Origin of the sequence: Henriciella barbarensis (assembly GCF_003576345.1) — a bacterium.
GTDB classification, from domain to species: Bacteria; Pseudomonadota; Alphaproteobacteria; order Caulobacterales; family Hyphomonadaceae; genus Henriciella; species Henriciella barbarensis.
This window is the reverse complement of the sequence record NZ_QWGB01000005.1, coordinates 628,577-645,810: the sequence shown is the minus strand read 5'-3', so window position 1 is coordinate 645,810 and position 17,234 is coordinate 628,577. Positions and strand designations below refer to the sequence as shown.

The 17,234-nt window shown below is 59.0% G+C and carries 21 protein-coding genes and 4 tRNA genes; 16 read left to right on the top strand and 9 right to left on the bottom strand.

Annotated features, from left to right (window positions below; genetic code table 11):
• Positions 1-13: 13 nt before the first annotated feature.
• Positions 14-817, bottom strand: a complete 804-nt coding sequence (locus tag D1224_RS06085) for a WecB/TagA/CpsF family glycosyltransferase (RefSeq protein ID WP_119379011.1) — start codon at positions 815-817, stop codon at positions 14-16.
• Positions 818-873: 56 nt separating this feature from the next.
• Positions 874-1,938: a phage shock protein operon transcriptional activator gene (pspF, locus tag D1224_RS06080; protein WP_119379010.1), complete on the bottom strand. Its 1,065-nt coding sequence runs from the start codon at positions 1,936-1,938 to the stop codon at positions 874-876.
• A gap of 204 nt (positions 1,939-2,142) precedes the next feature.
• Here pspF and D1224_RS16445 point away from each other — a divergent pair, with 204 nt between their 5' ends.
• The 5 genes from D1224_RS16445 to D1224_RS06060 all read left to right on the top strand — a co-directional run bounded on the left by D1224_RS16445 (position 2,143) and on the right by D1224_RS06060 (position 4,149).
• Positions 2,143-2,283, top strand: coding sequence for a hypothetical protein (locus D1224_RS16445; RefSeq protein WP_182481899.1), 141 nt, complete (start codon positions 2,143-2,145; stop codon positions 2,281-2,283).
• 65 nt (positions 2,284-2,348) lie between these two features.
• Complete coding sequence (gene pspA, locus D1224_RS06075) at positions 2,349-3,035, top strand: phage shock protein PspA (protein ID WP_119379009.1); 687 nt, start codon at positions 2,349-2,351, stop codon at positions 3,033-3,035.
• A gap of 110 nt (positions 3,036-3,145) precedes the next feature.
• Positions 3,146-3,403 (top strand): envelope stress response membrane protein PspB, encoded by a 258-nt coding sequence (gene pspB / locus D1224_RS06070; RefSeq protein WP_119379008.1) that lies wholly within the window; start codon positions 3,146-3,148, stop codon positions 3,401-3,403.
• Positions 3,404-3,415: 12 nt separating this feature from the next.
• Positions 3,416-3,874: an envelope stress response membrane protein PspC gene (pspC, locus tag D1224_RS06065; protein WP_119379007.1), complete on the top strand. Its 459-nt coding sequence runs from the start codon at positions 3,416-3,418 to the stop codon at positions 3,872-3,874.
• An 89-nt stretch (positions 3,875-3,963) separates the two neighbouring features.
• Complete coding sequence (locus D1224_RS06060) at positions 3,964-4,149, top strand: hypothetical protein (protein WP_119379006.1); 186 nt, start codon at positions 3,964-3,966, stop codon at positions 4,147-4,149.
• 7 nt (positions 4,150-4,156) lie between these two features.
• On the opposite strand, the gene mnmD is transcribed toward D1224_RS06060, so the two are convergent.
• Positions 4,157-5,986 (bottom strand): tRNA (5-methylaminomethyl-2-thiouridine)(34)-methyltransferase MnmD, encoded by a 1,830-nt coding sequence (gene mnmD / locus D1224_RS06055; RefSeq protein WP_233350417.1) that lies wholly within the window; start codon positions 5,984-5,986, stop codon positions 4,157-4,159.
• Between the two features lie 104 nt (positions 5,987-6,090).
• Between mnmD and D1224_RS06050 the strand changes: the two genes are divergently transcribed.
• The 5 genes from D1224_RS06050 to D1224_RS06030 all read left to right on the top strand — a co-directional run bounded on the left by D1224_RS06050 (position 6,091) and on the right by D1224_RS06030 (position 8,594).
• Positions 6,091-6,282: a CsbD family protein gene (locus tag D1224_RS06050; RefSeq protein ID WP_119379005.1), complete on the top strand. Its 192-nt coding sequence runs from the start codon at positions 6,091-6,093 to the stop codon at positions 6,280-6,282.
• 117 nt (positions 6,283-6,399) lie between these two features.
• On the top strand, positions 6,400-7,560 hold the full coding sequence (locus D1224_RS06045; protein WP_233350416.1) for an FAD-binding domain-containing protein: 1,161 nt from the start codon (positions 6,400-6,402) through the stop codon (positions 7,558-7,560).
• Positions 7,561-7,566: 6 nt separating this feature from the next.
• Entirely contained in the window at positions 7,567-7,854 is a 288-nt protein-coding gene (locus D1224_RS06040) for a GNAT family N-acetyltransferase (protein ID WP_119379003.1), read from the top strand.
• Positions 7,851-8,126: a GNAT family N-acetyltransferase gene (locus D1224_RS06035; RefSeq protein ID WP_119379002.1), complete on the top strand. Its 276-nt coding sequence runs from the start codon at positions 7,851-7,853 to the stop codon at positions 8,124-8,126. Before D1224_RS06040 ends, D1224_RS06035 begins: the two co-directional genes overlap by 4 nt.
• A 15-nt stretch (positions 8,127-8,141) precedes the next feature.
• Complete coding sequence (locus tag D1224_RS06030) at positions 8,142-8,594, top strand: YcgN family cysteine cluster protein (protein ID WP_119379001.1); 453 nt, start codon at positions 8,142-8,144, stop codon at positions 8,592-8,594.
• Positions 8,595-8,630: 36 nt separating this feature from the next.
• Here the strand turns inward: D1224_RS06030 and D1224_RS06025 are convergent, their stop codons facing one another.
• Positions 8,631-9,680 (bottom strand): TraB/GumN family protein, encoded by a 1,050-nt coding sequence (locus tag D1224_RS06025; protein ID WP_182482184.1) that lies wholly within the window; start codon positions 9,678-9,680, stop codon positions 8,631-8,633.
• A gap of 141 nt (positions 9,681-9,821) precedes the next feature.
• Between D1224_RS06025 and D1224_RS06020 the strand changes: the two genes are divergently transcribed.
• Positions 9,822-9,898: transfer RNA gene (locus D1224_RS06020), tRNA-Arg, on the top strand.
• A 26-nt stretch (positions 9,899-9,924) separates the two neighbouring features.
• Here the strand turns inward: D1224_RS06020 and D1224_RS06015 are convergent.
• Positions 9,925-9,998, bottom strand: a tRNA-Gly gene (locus D1224_RS06015).
• 491 nt (positions 9,999-10,489) lie between these two features.
• Here D1224_RS06015 and D1224_RS06010 point away from each other — a divergent pair.
• Positions 10,490-11,347: a restriction endonuclease gene (locus D1224_RS06010; RefSeq protein ID WP_119378999.1), complete on the top strand. Its 858-nt coding sequence runs from the start codon at positions 10,490-10,492 to the stop codon at positions 11,345-11,347.
• A gap of 247 nt (positions 11,348-11,594) precedes the next feature.
• Here the strand turns inward: D1224_RS06010 and D1224_RS06005 are convergent.
• Positions 11,595-11,679: transfer RNA gene (locus D1224_RS06005), tRNA-Tyr, on the bottom strand.
• 98 nt (positions 11,680-11,777) lie between these two features.
• On the opposite strand from D1224_RS06005, the gene rlmB reads away from it, so the two are divergent.
• Both rlmB and D1224_RS05995 read left to right on the top strand, forming a co-directional pair.
• On the top strand, positions 11,778-12,548 hold the full coding sequence (rlmB, locus tag D1224_RS06000) for a 23S rRNA (guanosine(2251)-2'-O)-methyltransferase RlmB (protein ID WP_119378998.1): 771 nt from the start codon (positions 11,778-11,780) through the stop codon (positions 12,546-12,548).
• The gene (locus tag D1224_RS05995) at positions 12,548-13,417 is read left to right on the top strand and encodes an alpha/beta fold hydrolase (RefSeq protein ID WP_119378997.1); all 870 of its coding nucleotides are present in this window, start codon (positions 12,548-12,550) and stop codon (positions 13,415-13,417) included. Before rlmB ends, D1224_RS05995 begins: the two co-directional genes overlap by 1 nt.
• A gap of 67 nt (positions 13,418-13,484) precedes the next feature.
• On the opposite strand, the gene D1224_RS05990 is transcribed toward D1224_RS05995, so the two are convergent.
• Positions 13,485-14,102, bottom strand: coding sequence for a trimeric intracellular cation channel family protein (locus tag D1224_RS05990; protein ID WP_182482183.1), 618 nt, complete (start codon positions 14,100-14,102; stop codon positions 13,485-13,487).
• Positions 14,103-14,355: 253 nt separating this feature from the next.
• Between D1224_RS05990 and thpD the strand changes: the two genes are divergently transcribed.
• Positions 14,356-15,282, top strand: a complete 927-nt coding sequence (thpD, locus tag D1224_RS05985) for an ectoine hydroxylase (protein ID WP_119378995.1) — start codon at positions 14,356-14,358, stop codon at positions 15,280-15,282.
• Positions 15,283-15,326: 44 nt separating this feature from the next.
• Here the strand turns inward: thpD and D1224_RS05980 are convergent, their stop codons facing one another.
• The gene (locus D1224_RS05980) at positions 15,327-16,403 is read right to left on the bottom strand and encodes a GNAT family N-acetyltransferase (RefSeq protein ID WP_119378994.1); all 1,077 of its coding nucleotides are present in this window, start codon (positions 16,401-16,403) and stop codon (positions 15,327-15,329) included.
• Between the two features lie 92 nt (positions 16,404-16,495).
• Positions 16,496-16,569 (bottom strand) — tRNA-Gly (locus tag D1224_RS05975).
• Between the two features lie 119 nt (positions 16,570-16,688).
• On the opposite strand from D1224_RS05975, the gene D1224_RS05970 reads away from it, so the two are divergent.
• The gene (locus tag D1224_RS05970; RefSeq protein WP_119378993.1) at positions 16,689-17,204 is read left to right on the top strand and encodes a CBS domain-containing protein; all 516 of its coding nucleotides are present in this window, start codon (positions 16,689-16,691) and stop codon (positions 17,202-17,204) included.
• The last annotated feature ends 30 nt before the right edge of the window (positions 17,205-17,234 follow it).

Here is a 17,234-nt window from a genome sequence, read left to right as displayed (position 1 = left end):
GGCGTGCGCGGCTTCAGGCCGCCTGCCTGCGCCGTTTGCGGTCCTGTCTCCAGATCCCGAAAATCTTTGGTCCATCGATCAGGTAGCGCTTGAACATGCGTTGCGGCTCGCTGGTCAGTCTGTGCAGCCACTCCAGCCTGAACCGGCGCATCCATTCCGGGGCCCGCTTCGTGCGGCCTGTCAGGAAATCGAGGCTTGCCCCGCAACAAAGACCGACGCCCTGTACGTTGCCAAGCTGCTTGGCCGCCAGCGCCACCATTTCCTGCTGAGGTGAGCCGACACAGAGGAAATGAAACCGCGAAGGATTGCGCGCCATGAATTCGGCGGCGGCCTTGACCGCTTCCGGCTTGTTGCGCAGGCCCATTGGCGGATCGTGCCAGCGCACATCGGAAAGACCAAACCGGGCCTTCAGTGCCGAAATCTCACTTGCCGTACACCCGATCACGACGACAGGCTCATCAGAGTCGACTTCGCGCTCGAAAAGTTGCTGCACGATGTCTGCACCAGGAGAGGCGGGCAGGTCGATGCCTTCGACGCGGGCCAGAAGTTCCAGGATACGGCTGTCGTTCAGGATCAGGTCTGCCTCATCATAAAGAGTGCGCAGCGCTTCCTCACGCTGGAGGCGGACCATGTGATCGACATTCGGTGTCACGACATACCAGAAGCTGTCAGCACCAAGCGCCCTTGCAGCAATAGAACGCGCCGCTTGGCGGGCCGTGCGCGGCTGGAACTCAAGGCCAAGAAAAGTGACCGGCTCAGGCGTCTTAGCGCCCGATGGCGCAGCGCCTGTTGACGGTGATGTGGTGGAACCCTGCATGGTGTCTCCTTGGCAGGCAGAGCCGAACTTGCGGCTCTTATGAATTTACCGGGGTTTCAGTCGCTTGTCTCGGTGTCGGGCTTACCCGGCTTCTTTCCATAATCATGTTTGCGCAAAAGCCCGCGAAACTGGTGATAGGTCAGACCCAGCGTTTCAGCGGCCTTTCCCTGGTGCCCGTCATGGGCTGCCAGGGCCGCATCGATCAAAGCGGTTTCAAATACCCTTGTCTGGACGTCGAAAGGGGCTCCGAGTTGTGGTTTCGGCAAGTCAGGTTGACGGGATTGAGACGCGGGAGGTGGGGAGTCTGTCGTCCCTTTCAAGACCGATGGCGGCCTGAAAGGCGATGCGAACGGGTCCAGCGCTTCATGGTCAAAGCGCACGGGCTCAATTGTGGGCACCACCAGGGCACGCGCGGTGATACGCTGTGCGAAGTTCCTGAGTTCACGCACATTACCCGGCCAGTCATGCGCTTCGATTGCCTCAATGGCCGATGGGGCAAAGCCGGGAAAATCCTCCATCATCTCGCGCGCCATGCGCCGCGCAAAGAAGTCTGCCAGCAATGAGGCGTCGCCCTTGCGGGCCCTGAGCGGCGGAAGGGTCACGACATCAAAGGCCAGCCGGTCCAGAAGGTCGGCGCGGAACTTGCCGGCCTCTACGGCTGAAGGCAGGTCGATATTGGTTGCGGCAACGACGCGGACATTCGTCTCCAGCACCTTCTCTCCGCCGAGACGCTGGAACTGGCCATATTCGATGACACGCAGCAGCTTTTCCTGCACGCGCTGCGTTGCCGTTGCAATCTCATCAAGGAAGATCGTGCCGCCATTGGCGAGTTCGAACCGCCCGGTCCGCCGCTCTGTCGCGCCGGTAAAAGCGCCGCGCTCATGGCCGAACAGCTCAGAGTCGAGAAGGTCGTCAGAAAGCGCTGCACAGTTCACCTTGATGTAGGGTCCATCCCAACGCTTCGAGAGGAAGTGCAAACGCTCTGCGATCAGCTCCTTGCCGGTGCCGCGTTCACCGATGACGAGTGCTGGCCGGTCCAGTGGCGCCAGCCGCGAGACGTGCTCCAGGGCGGAAAGCCACTCCGGCGCCTCGCCGATTATCTGGGGTGTATCGCCAATCATGCAGTCAAATTAGCTAAATATACGGTCAAAACAACTAAAAGATTTAGTATAAAAAGCTAAATTCAATGACGTCATTGGCGGTGCGAAGATCTTATTCCCATTAAAAACAATGTTTTAGGTGGTTAGCGAAGAACTGGCACGGTCCTTGAAATGAGTATGGCAAGTCAGGCGATGGGCGTCGCCTAAACCGAAAGGACCAGAAGAATGACCGACCGCTCCTACGAGACCCGCTACCGGCAAGGCCGCGAAGAAGGTGGCCGCTTCGGCCGCTGGCTCGCAAGCCGTCCAGCCGAGTGCTGGATGTTCTTTGCAGCAGGCGTCTTCCTTGGCGGCCTGTTCTTCTAGCCACCCGTAAAAAGCATCTCGTCTCCTCCCAGACGACCGACGAGAATTTGAAAGGATAAAAAATCATGGGACTTTTTTCCCGCCTCGGCGACATCATCAACTCCAACATCAACGCGATGCTGGACAGTGCCGAAAACCCAGAAAAGATCGCACGCCTGATCATCCAGGAAATGGAAGACACGCTGGTTGAGGTCCGCACAGCGGCCGCCCGCGCCATGGCCGACAAGAAGGAAATGGAACGTGAGATCGCCTACTACACCAACGTCCGCGACGATTGGGAAAAGAAAGCCGGCGTTGCTATCGACAAGGGCCGTGAAGATCTTGCCCGCGGCGCACTGACCGCAAAGCAGAAAGCTGCCGGCGAAATCGACCGCCGCGAGCATGCCATGCAGGCTGCCGAAGACGCTTTCGAGAAGCACCAGTCCGATCTCGGCAAGCTTCAGGCAAAGCTCGACGAAGCCAAGGCAAAGCACCGTGCGCTGATGATGCGACGCGAAGCCGCTGAGCAACGCATCCGCATGCGTTCGCAGACCTATGATGGTCGTGTCGATGATGCGCTGGCGCGTTACGCCAATGTTGAGCGCAAGGTCGACGAGATGGAAGCCTATGCCGACACCATCCAGGGCCGTGAACCGAGCCTCGAAGACGAGTTCGCCGCGCTTGAGCGTGACGAAGCTGTCGAGAAAGAGCTCGAGGCGCTCAAGAAGTCGCGCGGCCAGTCTTCCACGCAATCCACCCAGAGCGAGGGCTAAGTCATGCTGACATCCCTCTTCGTTCTCGGCATCATCCTCTCCGTCATCATCGTGCCCGGCCTTGTCATCCAGTCCATGGATGAAAGGGGCGGGGCCCAGAAAGGATAGTCATGGATCAGGAATTTCTGATCGCCCTCATCGCGATCGTCTCTCTCTTCATCGTCTTCCCCGGTATGGTGTTTCACTACATCACGCTCTGGAGAAAACAGAAGACGCTCGAGCCTGACGATGAGCGCATGCTCGAAGACCTCTGGCGCTCCGCCAAACGCATGGAGCGCCGCATCGAGACCCTCGAGAAGCTCGTAGACGCCAACCCGGAAGATGCCGCGCCAGCAAGTCGCCAGCCGCGCTCCTCCTACGACCAATAAGGAACCAGTTTAATGACCCACTCTGACCGTCACCCTCATTCCGGGCGCGACCGTCATCGCAGATACGAAGACGAGATGTTTCGCTCGCCGAATCCAAAGCGCCTCTATCGCTCACGCAATGAGCGGATCCTCGCAGGCGTCTGCGGCGGCATCGGCGAACGGTATGGTTGGGACCCGCTTGTGGTGCGCCTGCTTACCGTCGCGGCTTTCTTCTTCCTCGCCGGACCGCTGATGCTGCTCGCCTACATCGTCATGTGGTTGATCGTGCCGAAAGCCCCAAAGTCCTATGGGCACCTCGCCCCTGAAGAAGAGGCTTTCTGGCGCGGCGTCTCCGACCGGCCGAAAACGACCTATTCCGGTCTCAAATACACCTTCATGGACCTGGAGGACCGTCTCCAGAACCTCGAAGCCAGTGTCACCTCGGATGAATGGCGTCTGCGCCGCGAATTCCGCAATCTCGAAAAGAACTGAACATGTCGGCTCAACTCCTCTCCCTGCCAAACCGGTATCACTGGATAGAGCCGGCACCTCAACCGACTGAAGCCAAGGGGGCTCCTCAAATGACACGCAATCTCCAGACCAGCGGATGGCTCGCACTTGCCGGTGCAACCTTCATCCTCGCGTCTGCCGTCGCTGCCAGCATGCTCGGCGGACTGCACATCGAAGCTGGCGGCGTCCAGTTGACGCTTGAAGCTTCGGCAGAGCGTGGTCTGCAGCTGGTCTTCGCCGCTACGAGCCAGGGCTAAGCGCCCGTCAGCCCCCGCGCTTCAGGGCGCGAAGAATGAGCCGCATCGGCGACACCGCCTCAAGAGCGGGGCCAGTCGCCGGGGCGGGTTCGCGAAGGATCTGACTGGCCAGTATTTCTCCCGCCCATGGGCCCCAGGTGAAGCCGCGCGATCCAAACCCACCTGCTATGAACAGGCCATCGACAAGCGGCGCGTCCGTTTCGATGGTCTGACCATGTTTCGCCCCTTCGAAAACCTCTCGTGCTGCTGCCTCATCAGGCACCGCTCCGATCAACGGCAGGCGGTCCGGCGTCGTCGCGCGCACCCCCGCACGGCTCTGAAGCTCTGCAGCTTTCGCGGCCTGTCTCCAATACGGGTCCAGCACTTCCAACGCCGAGATATTCTCAGCCCGCGCCGCCTCGGACGTCTCCGGTCCGGTGCCATCCCAAGCGTCGAACGTCGCGCCCCAGAGGCGTGTCTGACCAAGGGCCAGCGCGTAATGCCCGCTCGCAATTGCTGAAGGGGGCGCATCCACGGCGACATTCGCGAACTCCACTTGCCCAAGCCGCCCGGTCAGCCTCAGCCATGGCACCAGGGCGCGCGCGCCCTGACCGGCCGCAATGATGGTCGGCACATCGGGGTCGAGGCCCGAGAGATCCAGCGTCTCGCCAAACCGGGTAGAGGCGCCATCGAGAAGGTGCGCAATCAGTTTTTCCGGCTCCAGTATCAGCGCTCTCTTGTGAAGCTGGCCGAGCGCGGCAGCTTCAAGATTCTCGAGCCCCAGAGGCGGGTCAGCCAGTACTTTGGCAATCCGCTCAGCCTCACGCTCATCCTTCGGGCGTTGAAGGACATCTGTCTCAGTGACGCCCGGCCTGCCTGCATAGAATTGGCGCGCACGCAGATAGGCATCGATCAGCAGCCGCGCCTGAACCGTATCGCCCGCATCAAGCCGCGGCATGATCAGCGCCAGCGGGTTGCCGCTTGCCTGCTGCGCTGGGCCGTCAGCCGCATCGACCACCTCGACCTCGAGCCCGCGATCCAGAAATGTCCGCGCAAGGCACGCCCCGGCTATACCTGCGCCGAGAATGCGAACCTTCTTTGGAAGGGTTTCAGGCGCGCGAAGCCCGTAGATGTCGGGTGCGCGTTTTGGGGCCTCCGAAAGGCTGACTTCAAGCCGCTCTCGCTTGCGTCCGAACCCTTCGACCTTGGCGACATAGAAGCCAGCCTCAGCAAGGCCGCGACGCACGAAACCGGCCACCGTGAATGTACTGAGAGAAACACCGTCACTGCACCGCTGCTGCACCATCGGCCAGAGGGATTTGTCCCACATTTGCGGATTCTTTGCCGGGGAAAATCCGTCAAGGAACCACGCATCAGCCGCGAAGCGTGAGGCGGGCAAGGTTTCACTGATTTCCCCGGTATGAAGCGTCAGCATCACGCCGTCATCCGGCCAGACGATCCGTTGGACGCCGAGTGCGCGTTCCGGCCAGCGCTCGATGAGCTTGTCCGAAAACGCGCTGATCTCTGGCCATGCGGAAAGAGCGCGCGCAGCATCCTCGCGGTCGAGTGGAAACCCTTCAAAGGAAACGAAGTGCAGCCACGCTTTGCCTGAGGGACGCGTCTCGCGCCAGAGTTGCCAGGCGGCGAGGAAATTCAGCCCCGTTCCAAAGCCAAGTTCGCCAATCGTGAAGCTGCCTCTGCCCTTCCAGCGATCTGGAAGGCCGCACCCTTTCAGGAAAACAAGCCGGGTTTCCTCCAGCCCGCTCTGGCGGGAGAAATAGATATCATCCACCCGCACATCCTGCGGCGTGCCATCATCTTTCCAGTCAAGCTCAGGGCGGGGCGGTAGTCGGCTCATCTGCGGCTCATCTAGCACGGGAATTTAATATTCCATCCCGGGAACGGCAGGGCCAGATCGCTTGTTGTTCATGCAGTCTACACACGCAAAAGGAGACACCTTCCATGGGAAAAGATCAAGCAGAAGGCCTCGGCAAGAAAGCTTCTGGCAAGGCAAAGGAAGTCGCCGGCGTCGCCACCAACAACCGCAAGCTCGAAGCCGAAGGCAAGGCTGAGCAGGTTGAAGGTAAGGGCCAGGAAATGGTCGGGGAAGCCAAGGACGCCCTGAAATCAGAAGAGAAAAAGAACGCTCAATAGGGTGGCTATTTGCTGGGCAGGGTCCTCGCGGCGCCTAATTCCTCTTCCATGATTTTGCACCACGAGACCCCTGCAAGGCACACAGGCCTTGAAAGACTGAACGAATTTGCGCCCCTGATGGGGGCGCAGTATGCGCACCGCCGCAACATCGATCCGGGCGAAGACGCCCGCCCCAACGTCTCGCAGCTCTCGCCTTTTCTTCGTCACAGGCTCATCAGCGAAGAGGAGGCTGCCACTGCTGCCATCATCGTGAATGGCGGCGAACAAGCCACGAAATACATTCAGGAAATTTGTTGGCGAACCTATTTCAAAGGCTGGCTGGAACATCACCCGGCCGTCTGGTCAGACTATATCCTCGACCGCGACACGCAATTTCAGACGCTGGAGAAAGACAAGGGTCTACGAGCCGATTATGAAGCCGCGATAGAGGGGCGTGCCGGAATCGAAGGCTTCGACCATTGGGCAAAGGAGCTCGCTGAAACAGGCTATCTCCATAACCACGCCCGGATGTCTTTCGCCTCGATTTGGCTGTTCACGCTGAAGCTGCCATGGGCGCTCGGTGCAGACTTTTTCCTGCGCCATCTCCTCGACGGTGATCCTGCTTCGAACACACTTTCCTGGCGCTGGGTCGCGGGACTTCACACATCGGGAAAGACCTATCTCGCTAAAAAGGAAGCTATCGAAACCTGTAGTGATGGCCGGTTTTCGCCAGACAATCTTGCTCAGAGCGCGCACCAGGTTCCGGGATCGGAAAACCCGCAGCCGCAGCAGCTCCCGGTGAGCGATGGCATGCCAGAGGAGCGCTTTGCCCTTTTGTTGACTGAAGACGACCTCAGCGTTGAAACCTGGCTCGACGAACATTTGCCCGTAGAGGCAATTGCCGGTCTGGAGAGTGCAGGCGGCCGGTGCACTGGCGATGTTTCAGACAAGGCGATGTCGTTCACCCGCGGCGCGTTGCAGGACGGCCTGTCGCGGGCGAGCAACCATTTCGGCGCCGCGGCTGAGAACCTGTCGGACACAGCAGACAAGCGGAGGGCGCTTCGGGACTGGGCCGCGCAGCTGAACACAAAGCATATCGTTGTCCCATACCTACCTGCAGGATGGACCCGCGAAGCGATCGCACCGCTGCTGACAGATCTCCAAACAGATGGCTTTCACATACACCAGATGAGGCGCGACTGGGATGAGCGCTTCTGGCCGCACGCAAAAAAAGGTTTCTTCAAACTCCGCAAGCAGATCCCATCTGTCCTGATGCACTGGAAATTGCGGAAGGTCTGAAACTCGATGGCTGATCTCGAAATCAAGCATGCGGAGAGTGGAAGCGGCGGCGTGTTCTACACGATCATTGACGGCCACAGGGCCGAAATGACCTATTCTACAGCCGGTACAACCGTGATCATTATCGATCATACCGGCGTTCCCGAAGCGCTTGGCGGCCAAGGCGTTGGCCAGAAGCTGGTTGAGGCCGGGATCGCGCATGCTCGCGAACGCGGCATAAAAATCATGCCGCTCTGCCCGTTCGCCAAAGCGCAGTTCGACAAACACCCTGACTGGAAGGACGTCCTTCGATGAGCGACCTCACACTTCATGATGATGGCAGGCAGCTGACCACCGATGTCGAGGGCCATGAGCTGGTCATTCGCTATGACTGGCAGAGCGATGATGTGATGCGCGTCGACTTTGTCGGTGTGCCCTCGGCGCTCGGTGGGCGCGGACTCGGCACCAAGCTGGTCGGTAAGCTGGTCGAGAAAGCGCGCGCAGAAAACTTCAAGCTCGTGCCCATATGCGGTTTTGCTCGAACGCAGATCGACAGGCATCCGGACTGGAAGGATGTGCTCGCCTGATCCATTAAGTCAGTTATGAGCAAGCCATTCTGGGAAACCAAAAGCCTGACAGAGATGAGCCCGCAGGAGTGGGAGTCGCTTTGCGATGGCTGCGCCAAATGCTGCCTTCTCAAACTCGAGGACGAAGATAGCGGCGACGTCGCCTATACGCGGCTGCACTGCAAACTGCTCGACGCTCATCTGTGTCGCTGCTCTGATTACCCCAACCGTAAGGCCAAGGTGCCGGACTGTGTGATCCTGACGCCGAAGTCGGTCTCAGAACTAAAATGGATGCCGAAAAGCTGTGCCTATCGCCGTGTGCATGAGGGGCGTGGGCTGGAAGACTGGCATCATCTTGTCTGCGGCGACCGTCAGCGCATCCACGAAGTGGGCAAGTCGATCATGGGCCAGACTGTGAGCGAGGAGACCGTCTTCGAGGAAGACCAGATCGACTGGATCATCGACTGGGACGGCAACCCGCCGGACTGATTGCCGGTCCGGCAGGTGCCAAATTTCAACGAGAGCTTAAGGCCCTTCGATCTCATAACCCTTGTCGCGCAGAAGGGTGATGACGCTGTCAGGCCCTGCAAGGTGGCCGGCGCCAACCGCAACGAAAACGGTGCCCTCGACATCATCAAGGAAGCCTTCGATCTGAGGCACCCAGTTTTCGTTCCGCTCAACGAACAGGGCGTCATAGATGCCGTCGCCGCCGCCCGTATCCGGATTGGCGACCAGTACGCCGAGGCCCTCGACATCGCCGTCCCGCCACTCATCGACGACCTGGTCGAGAGTGCGGCTGGTGTCGACCAGTGTGATTGACGTCTCGTAGAGATAGGCCGCCTGCGTGTCCTCGGGCAGCTCATCAAAGATCGCGGCCTGATCGGCGGCGGTTTCAAGGAAGGCGAATTCCTTACCGGCCGCTTCCGCGTCGGCAATCAGGATCTGCTCAATGCCGGCATTCGGGTCGAAGCCGTCAGACTGAAGCTGCAACACCGAAAGGTTCACCGCCGCCATCCAGGGCTCCATCGGGTCGAAAGCGGAGACAGGAAGGCTGAGGCCGGACAGCGCGCTCTCAAATGCAGCCAGCACCGGGGCTGGCAACTCATTGCTGAGGGTGCGTCCATCCCCATAAAAACCGCGTGAGAGGAAGTCGCGGGCCACGGCCTGCTGGCCTTCCTCGCTGACCATGTCGAGTTCGAGGACCAGAATATCGGCCTCGTTGAACTTTTCGGTGAACTCGTCCGTGCGCCATTCAAGGTCCGGGCGCATCAGGTGAACAGTGCCGAAGATATGAACCGTGGTGTCATCGTCCGACATGGTCCAGATCGCGGGCGAGCCGTCGCCATTCGTCGCCTGTGCGCGCTGGAGGGCTTCATCGAACTCTGCCAGCAACTCATCTCGTGATCGATACTCAGCAGAGCTTTCGGGGCTTGCGTCTTCAGCGCCCGTGCCGGTTTCGACAACGGCCGGCTCTTCAGCGGTATCAGTGTCGTCACTGCCTGACGGACTGCAGGCCGCGAGTGCGGCAAGGGCAACGGCGCTGAGGCCTGAAACGAAATGGAAGCTGCGGCTCATACGGGTTCTCTCCTCCGAAGGGCGGCCTGCGATCTGGGTGGCGGGCCTGCTTATATGCCAGTCGCCACCGCTACAAAGCTGATTTGGCGTGTTTCGCAAAGATTGCACCTCTGGCCCGCTTCGCATAGAGGGTGTGGCAACGCACCTATAGCTCAGCTGGATAGAGCGCTGCCCTCCGAAGGCAGAGGTCACAGGTTCGAATCCTGTTAGGTGCGCCATTCTTTCAAATTGTCGGTGGGGCATCTGGAGCGGATAGCGGGAATCGAACCCGCATCCTCAGCTTGGAAGGCTGCTGCACTACCATTGTGCTATATCCGCGCGCCAGAAGGCCACGAGATACTTCGGGGCGCGGCGCGATGCAAGTGAAGAGGCACGCGGATGGCAGTGGGGCCCGAATGCGTCCTGTGTGGCTTCGGGGGCAAATGCTGACCCGCAGCCCTGAGCGCGATCCATGTGAGTGGCAGAGCCGCGATACGGAAAAACCGAAGAGGCGCGCAGCCTTGAGCGTGCTTCATGTGACGAGCGGGTTTCACCGGTTCGAGCGCAAATCGTCTCAGCCGAATTTCAGCGAAAACGGTCGAATACCGGGGCTCAGCGCCAACCCCCGCGAGGCGCACCGGCCCAGAGGAAGCCAAAGCCAGACGGCCCGCCAATGCGATAAAGGTAGTTAGAAAAGACCGCATTCATGGCAATCGAAAGGAAGGTCTCTCTTCTCTTTCTCAAGTTTGTTCTGCAATAGACATTGCAGATCGAATGCGCACAACGTCCTCCCGAATGGGATGCTTTGGTGATCGCGCAGAGAGGCTTCTATGGCGAAAGAGTCCGAGAGTGAAATCATAGCAAAATTTGCTGCGGCTATGATTGGGGGCCTCATTCTGACGTTGTTCGACGGAACGAGGGGAGGGGGGATATTTATCTTTCTCGGCGCCGCCATTGCCCTGGCAATCCGCTTGGCGTGGAAATCGGCTGAAGGCCGAGCGCTTGAGGCTCGCCAGGAGAAAGCTTTGGCAAGCGCAGAGCGACTGATCGCCAGTACGGTCAACGATCACATCGACACTTTGGCCGATCGGCGCCATACGCTAGTCCGGCAAGATCGCTATGGCGTTGTAGATGCAAAGGATTGGAACCGCGAAGTACAGCATTTTTTCGACAAAGTGGTTCTCCCGAAACTTTCCGCGCAAGAAACTAAGGCCGTAGCCAAGGCCAACGTGAGCGATGTTATGAAGAGGTTGTTGGACGACCGCGTAGCGGAGCACGGCGCAAAGCGCGATATTTCGCGGAACGTTCCAGAAGGCATTACTCCTCTGGATTTTGAAGTTCTGTGTGCATCAGCTTTCAAGAAACAGGGATGGGCGGCTTGGACAACTCAAGGATCGGGTGATCAAGGTGCTGATGTTATTGCGCAATACAAACAGCTTAAGGTGGTCGTGCAATGCAAGCTCTACGCGGGCAAAGTCGGCAATAAGGCTGTCCAAGAGGTTCATGCAGCGAAAACCTTTTACGGTGCCGATATGGCGCTCGTGGTCTGCAAGGTAGGTTATACTATATCGGCTCAGCAGCTTGCGCAAAGTTCCCGCGTGACCATCCTGACATACGATGAGCTAAGCGATTTCGCCGAAACACTTCGGAAATCCCTTCAAGCTCAAGCGGCAGAACAATCAGCTTGAAAATCCCTTTTGGGTTTGGTGCGTAGGTCGAAGCGTGCAACGCGGCGCCACGGTATCCTTCAGGTTTCGGCGCCCGGATACCAACAGTCTTACCAACGGGCGCAAAAGCCGCTCAGATGGAATGAGCGCAATTTCAGTCGGAAGCGATCCCGTGAAATGCGCTATATCCTGTTTTAGGTGAGGACTTTTTCCATGCGCCAACCCGTGCTCGGTCGGAATCGCATACCCAAAATCTTGGAAAGGGAAATGGTGGAGGGGACAGGATTCGAACCTGTGTACGCTATGCGGGCAGATTTACAGTCTGCTGCCTTTAACCACTCGGCCACCCCTCCAGGGATTGCCTTGCAGCGTCGGTAATTGACGCTGCCGGATCGGAGCGTCAAAAGGCTGTCATCGACAACCCGGCCGCTCCGAAGCGCGCTTTATAGGGATGAAGCCCATTCCACGCAACCATGAGAAACGGCGATTTGCAGCGCGATCTGCACCAGACCCAAATGAGCCGCTCTGGCTCTGGGGTCAGCATGCCGTCGAAGCCGCAATTTCCAACAAGAACAGGGTCATTCTGCGCTGGGTCGCGACAGAGAATGCGGCCAAGCGGACGGGGCTTACGGGCTTTGAGGTCATGGACCAGAAGACGCTCAGCAAATTGCTGCCGCCCGGCGCGGTCCATCAGGGTATCGCCATAAAGGTTGAACCGGCCGAACCATCTGCACTCGAAGACGTGATTAATCGTCCTGACGCCCCTGACACGCTCTGTGTTCTCGACCAGATTTCGGATCCGCATAATCTCGGCGCTATCTTCCGGTCGGCGGCCGCATTCGGTGTGGGCGGTCTCGTGCTGCAGACCCGCCATACGCCCCCGCTAACCGGTGTGGTCGCCAAATCTGCGGCAGGTGCCATCGAGACGATCGAGGAAATCCGCGTCGTGAATATTGCCCGCGCGCTCGATGCCCTGGGCGCGGCGGGGTATCATACGGTGGGTCTTGCTGGTGAGGGGATGGAACAGCTTTCCGCTTCTGTCAGCGGCGCAGGCAAGGTCGCTTTCGTGATGGGGGCCGAAGGATCAGGTCTCCGCCCGGCGGTGGCGAAGGCGTGCGCAACGCTGGCACGCATCCCGATGGTGCCCGGCATGGAAAGCCTCAACGTTTCCAATGCGGCAGCCATTGCCTTCTATGAAGCGATGCGGTCAAAACAGCTCTGATGACTCTTCTCGGCCCGACCTCGCACACCTATTTCTCGCAACGCCTCAAGCTGCACTATGCCGACTGGGGCAATGAAGATGCGCCGCCGCTTCTCCTGGTGCATGGCGGGCGCGACCATTGCCGCAGCTGGGACTGGACGGCAGAGGCGCTCCGCAAGGACTGGCACGTCATCGCGCCGGACCTTCGCGGCCATGGCGACAGTGCCTGGTCGCCTGAAGGCAATTACAACATGCAGGCGTATATCTACGACCTTGCTCAGCTGATTCACCAGTTGAAGCTTGCGCCTGTCACCATCGTTTCGCATTCGCTCGGCGGGAATATTTGCTTGCGTTATACCGGCCTTTATCCGGAGAATGTTCGCAAGATCGTCGCGATCGAAGGGTTGGGGCCAAGCCCGAGCCGTCTGGAAGAGCGCCGGAAAACGCCCTGGCAGGACCACTTTCGCAAGATGATTGATGACAAGCGCGGCCTCGCCGGACGCCAGCCAAAGCGCTACGACTCACTCGAGCAGGCCTATGCCCGCATGAAGGAAGAAAACAGCTTCCTCACCGCGGAACAGGCGCGCCACCTCACAATCAATGGCATCGCACGTAATGAGGACGGCACCTATTCCTGGAAATTCGATAACTACCTGCGCGTGTGGGAATCGGTCGACATCACGCATGAGCAGGTCGCCGAGCTTTGGTCGAATATCAGCTGTCCGACGCTCCTGCTCTATGGCGAGAAAAGTTGGGCGTCGAACCCGGCAGAAGATGGCCGCATCCAGCATTTCAAACGTGCCGATGTGAAGATGTTCCCCGAAGCAGGCCACTGGCTGCACCATGACCAGTTCGACCTCTTCATCGAGACGCTGCAGGACTTCCTTTAAGCTAGATCTGCCCCGATCGCGTGACGGGTCGGCTTGAACTGGAACACATCAACCCTGGTGGGGCCGTTCAGAGCTTGCCCTTGGCGCGGGGGAGCTTGATGCCGAATATGATGGCCATGGCCCGGGAGATGAAAGCTGTCGCCATGCCGGCAGCGAAGGCAATCGCCTCCGGTGCGCCCAGCGAAATCGCGCCGAAATAGACCGCAGAGCCAGCCAGCGCGCAGGTCGCATAGAGCTCCCCTTCCTTCAGCACCAGCGGCTCTTCATTCGCGATCACATCTCGCAGCAGGCCGCCCGCGCTCGCCGTGATGGCTCCCATGATAACGACGACGATGAAGCCGTGGCCGAGCGACATGGCTTTGGCCGCGCCCGTCACGGCAAAGAGGGACATGCCCACCGCGTCAGGCCATCGAAGCGCACGAAACTGGCTTACAAAGCGGTAGAACAGGAAGGCGGTCAGCCCGCCCGCAATCGCCAGCACCAGGGTGAGCGTATCAGATAGCCAGAAGACCGGCGCACCAAGCAACAGGTCACGCATCGTACCGCCGCCGATCGCGGGCAGAAACGCCAGGACGATAACGCCAAGCAGGTCCATTTCCTTGCGCACGGCAAGCACGCCGCCAGAAATGGCGAAGACAAACACGCCGAACCGGTCGGCAAATGCGGTGAGGATCTCTGGGCTCATCGGGCGCCTTTTGACGGAGAAGCGCCCGCGCGTCCAGCGTCTTGCCTGCATGGGGGCGTACATCGCACGGTTGCGCGCATGGAGCGGCGTGTCTGCATAACCTCGATTAAGATTAGGATTAATCGTGGAATTTTCTTGCAACCTATGAGTGTGGCCCTGCGTAGGTGCGACCAGATGAGCGGCATGAACCGCCATCCAGATCGAGAACCGGTGCAGAAAGCGCCCGCGAAACAAGAGGTCAGAACGATTAGCCATGCAACAGGTACACGAGGACAAATACACCACTAGGCTGAGCACGAAACCTGAGCAGATCGCTCGCCGCGACAAGGTCGTCTACGCCGACGGCAAGACCAATCCACCGATCGACCCGTCCCTCATCCGTGATTTCGAGCGTGACGGTTTCATCGTACTGGAGGACGTATTCTCCCCAAAGGAAGTTGCCCGCATGCGCGGTACCGCGAATGAGATGCGCGACTACCCAGACAGCCTGGCCGACGAAACGGTGATTTCAGAGCGGGATAGCGGCGCGGTGCGGTCCGTTTTCGCCATTCACCGCCAGACCAGTGACTTCGATGTCGTTGCCCGCGACCCACGACTGGCGGACGTTGCACGCTACATCCTCGATGATGAGGTCTACATCCATCAGTCGCGCCTCAACTATAAGCCGGCCTTCAAGGGTAAGGAATTCTACTGGCACTCTGACTTTGAAACCTGGCACGCAGAGGACGGCATGCCGAATATGCGCGCGCTTTCCATGTCCGTGATGCTGACCGACAACCACCCGCAGGCTGGTCCGGTCATGTTTGTCCCGGGTAGCCATGAGACGTTCATTTCGTGCGTCGGTGAAACGCCGGATGACAATTACAAGTCTTCGCTGAAGCGTCAGGAAACTGGCATCCCGGATGCAGATTCCATCGCAGAGCTGGTCGACAAGGGCGGCATCGTCGCCCCGGCGCCAAAGGCAGGTTCGGTCGTGATCTTCGACTGCAATACGCTGCACGCTTCGAACGGTAACATAACACCGTTTGAGCGGATGAACGCCTTCTTCGTGTTCAACGCTTGGTCAAACCGTCTGAAAGCACCCTTCGGCGCAAGATCCGAACGCCCTGAGCACATTGCTCACCGCCGGGTGGAAGAACCGCTGGCGCCACTTTCAAGAGTGACTGGCAAATTGTCTTAAGGCGCGCGGCAGTTCCAGCACGCGGTCTGGTTATCCAAGCAAGTTCAAGCCCGCAATGCCCCGGCCAGCATGACCCGGTGGTATTTGCGGGCAAACTTTGCCGGGATGTTTAAAATACGGTGGCGCCCCTCCAGCTGCGTTGCCAGCATCGCCGCAGAGGTCGCGAGCTTTTGGGGTCCAGACAGGGCCAGGGTGCCAGCCCGAACCGGTGCCATATAGGTCGCCATCTGGCGCTTATAGCGGGTATCGCCGAGACCGAGATGAAGCTCCTTGATCCCCTTGGCCGCGCTCCATTGCGCAAGGCTGAACAGGAGCGCGAGGCCGGGCTTCAGCTTCGAATACGCGTCCTCATAGGCTGGAAACCAGTAATGCATCACCTGCTCTGAGCGCATGCAGTAGGACATGGCCGTGAGTTGTCCATCAATGTGCAGAGTCGATAGCACCCCCCGCGCATCGCTGGCTTTCCGCTCAGCCAGCGTTTCGAGAAGTCGGCGCGGCCAGTCCAGCGAGAAGAGTGGGAAGTGGCCTGACTGGTGGTAGGCAAGCTGCTTGAGGTCCAGCAGCCGGTCGAAGGCTGCAGGATCAGTTACATCATGCGCGACGACTGTGCCGGGCGCATCCAGAAGCGCTTCTACCTTGCGATGCTCACGTCTGAAATTGGATGATGCTGTCTGGCGCTCGTTCAGCCAGGCCTCATAGCCAGCCGACAGGTCCATGACTTGATTGCCGTCGCCCATCTGGCCGTTGAGGCCGTGGCGCCGCTGATTGGATGGCGTGGCCGTGAATGCATATCCGCCGACATGACGCGCAACGCTTCGTTGCTGAAGATCCAATACCGTATCGGGGGACGCGACGATTCCGTGAAGATCATCCATCGGGCCACCGACAGGACGCGCCGTACCGAGCGGGCCGGGCCTGACAGGCCAGAATGCGACCGGCTCGTCTTCGTCATGGAACTTCAACACTTTTACGCCGGGGCGGGCGATCTCGGCAGCAGCAACATAGGAATGGGAAAAATAGGGGCTCCACAGGCATGGATCAGCCGCCTGAAAGGATGACCAGGCCAGCCGGTCTGCCTCTGTCAGTTCAGCAAAATCTAGATAGTCCACGCGTGTGCCCATACAGTAAGCTTAACAGCCAACCGGTTAAGGTCGGCAAAACCGAAGCGACGAATTTGTTAAATTGGCTCGTATTCAGGCAGGGCGACAGGCACTGGAGCGGGTGAAGGGAATCGAACCCTCGTCTTAAGCTTGGGAAGCTTCTGCTCTACCATTGAGCTACACCCGCATGTTGCGCCAAGTTTTCAGAAGAACTCACGCGACAATTCCGGAATATAGCGAATTTCTTGAAACGCTAGATGTTTGGCACAGGTTTCTGACTGCGGTTTAGCAAGCAGGACAAGTCCAATGAAAATTCGTGAGCGCGTAGAATATGCAACAAAGCCGGACCCACTTGTCTGCGGGCGTGACGAATCCGTGCTTTCAGCCGTCAAGATGATGTCGGAGCGAAATTACGGCGCGATTGTCGTGACCGATTCGCAGCGATCGGTACTCGGACTCGTGACTGAGCGGGACGTTCTGAGAAAGCTCGTTGCGGGTGAAAAGAGCCCCCTCGACACCAAAGTGTCCGATATCATGACCACTGAGGTCCGGGTCGCAAAAGAAGATGACAATCTCATCGACTGGCTGCGGATAATGTCGAATGAGCGGTTCCGCAGGCTCCCAATTGTCGACGAGCACGGCAAGCTGACAGCGATCATGACGCAGGGCGACTTCGTCTCCTACACTTGGCCGGACCTGGTCAACCAAGCGGTTACTCTGACCAAATCGACCATTGGTGGTGCCTATCAGATATTCCTGATCCTCGGCGCAGTTCTGCTTTATACTGTCGTCGTTGCAGGCCTGTTCAGCCTCGTCCTTTAGCAAACCAGCGACGGATGACTTCACATCTGC

Bases quoted from the DNA above. Each gene is read 5' to 3' on its own strand.
- D1224_RS06085 (WP_119379011.1), bottom strand. From the start codon at position 817: ATGCAGGGTTCCACCACATCACCGTCAACAGGCGCTGCGCCATCGGGC.
- pspF (WP_119379010.1), bottom strand. From the start codon at position 1,938: ATGATTGGCGATACACCCCAGATAATCGGCGAGGCGCCGGAGTGGCTT.
- D1224_RS16445 (WP_182481899.1), top strand. From the start codon at position 2,143: ATGACCGACCGCTCCTACGAGACCCGCTACCGGCAAGGCCGCGAAGAA.
- pspA (WP_119379009.1), top strand. From the start codon at position 2,349: ATGGGACTTTTTTCCCGCCTCGGCGACATCATCAACTCCAACATCAAC.
- pspB (WP_119379008.1), top strand. From the start codon at position 3,146: ATGGATCAGGAATTTCTGATCGCCCTCATCGCGATCGTCTCTCTCTTC.
- pspC (WP_119379007.1), top strand. From the start codon at position 3,416: ATGACCCACTCTGACCGTCACCCTCATTCCGGGCGCGACCGTCATCGC.
- D1224_RS06060 (WP_119379006.1), top strand. From the start codon at position 3,964: ATGACACGCAATCTCCAGACCAGCGGATGGCTCGCACTTGCCGGTGCA.
- mnmD (WP_233350417.1), bottom strand. From the start codon at position 5,986: ATGAGCCGACTACCGCCCCGCCCTGAGCTTGACTGGAAAGATGATGGC.
- D1224_RS06050 (WP_119379005.1), top strand. From the start codon at position 6,091: ATGGGAAAAGATCAAGCAGAAGGCCTCGGCAAGAAAGCTTCTGGCAAG.
- D1224_RS06045 (WP_233350416.1), top strand. From the start codon at position 6,400: ATGGGGGCGCAGTATGCGCACCGCCGCAACATCGATCCGGGCGAAGAC.
- D1224_RS06040 (WP_119379003.1), top strand. From the start codon at position 7,567: ATGGCTGATCTCGAAATCAAGCATGCGGAGAGTGGAAGCGGCGGCGTG.
- D1224_RS06035 (WP_119379002.1), top strand. From the start codon at position 7,851: ATGAGCGACCTCACACTTCATGATGATGGCAGGCAGCTGACCACCGAT.
- D1224_RS06030 (WP_119379001.1), top strand. From the start codon at position 8,142: ATGAGCAAGCCATTCTGGGAAACCAAAAGCCTGACAGAGATGAGCCCG.
- D1224_RS06025 (WP_182482184.1), bottom strand. From the start codon at position 9,680: ATGAGCCGCAGCTTCCATTTCGTTTCAGGCCTCAGCGCCGTTGCCCTT.
- D1224_RS06010 (WP_119378999.1), top strand. From the start codon at position 10,490: ATGGCGAAAGAGTCCGAGAGTGAAATCATAGCAAAATTTGCTGCGGCT.
- rlmB (WP_119378998.1), top strand. From the start codon at position 11,778: ATGAAGCCCATTCCACGCAACCATGAGAAACGGCGATTTGCAGCGCGA.
- D1224_RS05995 (WP_119378997.1), top strand. From the start codon at position 12,548: ATGACTCTTCTCGGCCCGACCTCGCACACCTATTTCTCGCAACGCCTC.
- D1224_RS05990 (WP_182482183.1), bottom strand. From the start codon at position 14,102: ATGAGCCCAGAGATCCTCACCGCATTTGCCGACCGGTTCGGCGTGTTT.
- thpD (WP_119378995.1), top strand. From the start codon at position 14,356: ATGCAACAGGTACACGAGGACAAATACACCACTAGGCTGAGCACGAAA.
- D1224_RS05980 (WP_119378994.1), bottom strand. From the start codon at position 16,403: ATGGGCACACGCGTGGACTATCTAGATTTTGCTGAACTGACAGAGGCA.
- D1224_RS05970 (WP_119378993.1), top strand. From the start codon at position 16,689: ATGAAAATTCGTGAGCGCGTAGAATATGCAACAAAGCCGGACCCACTT.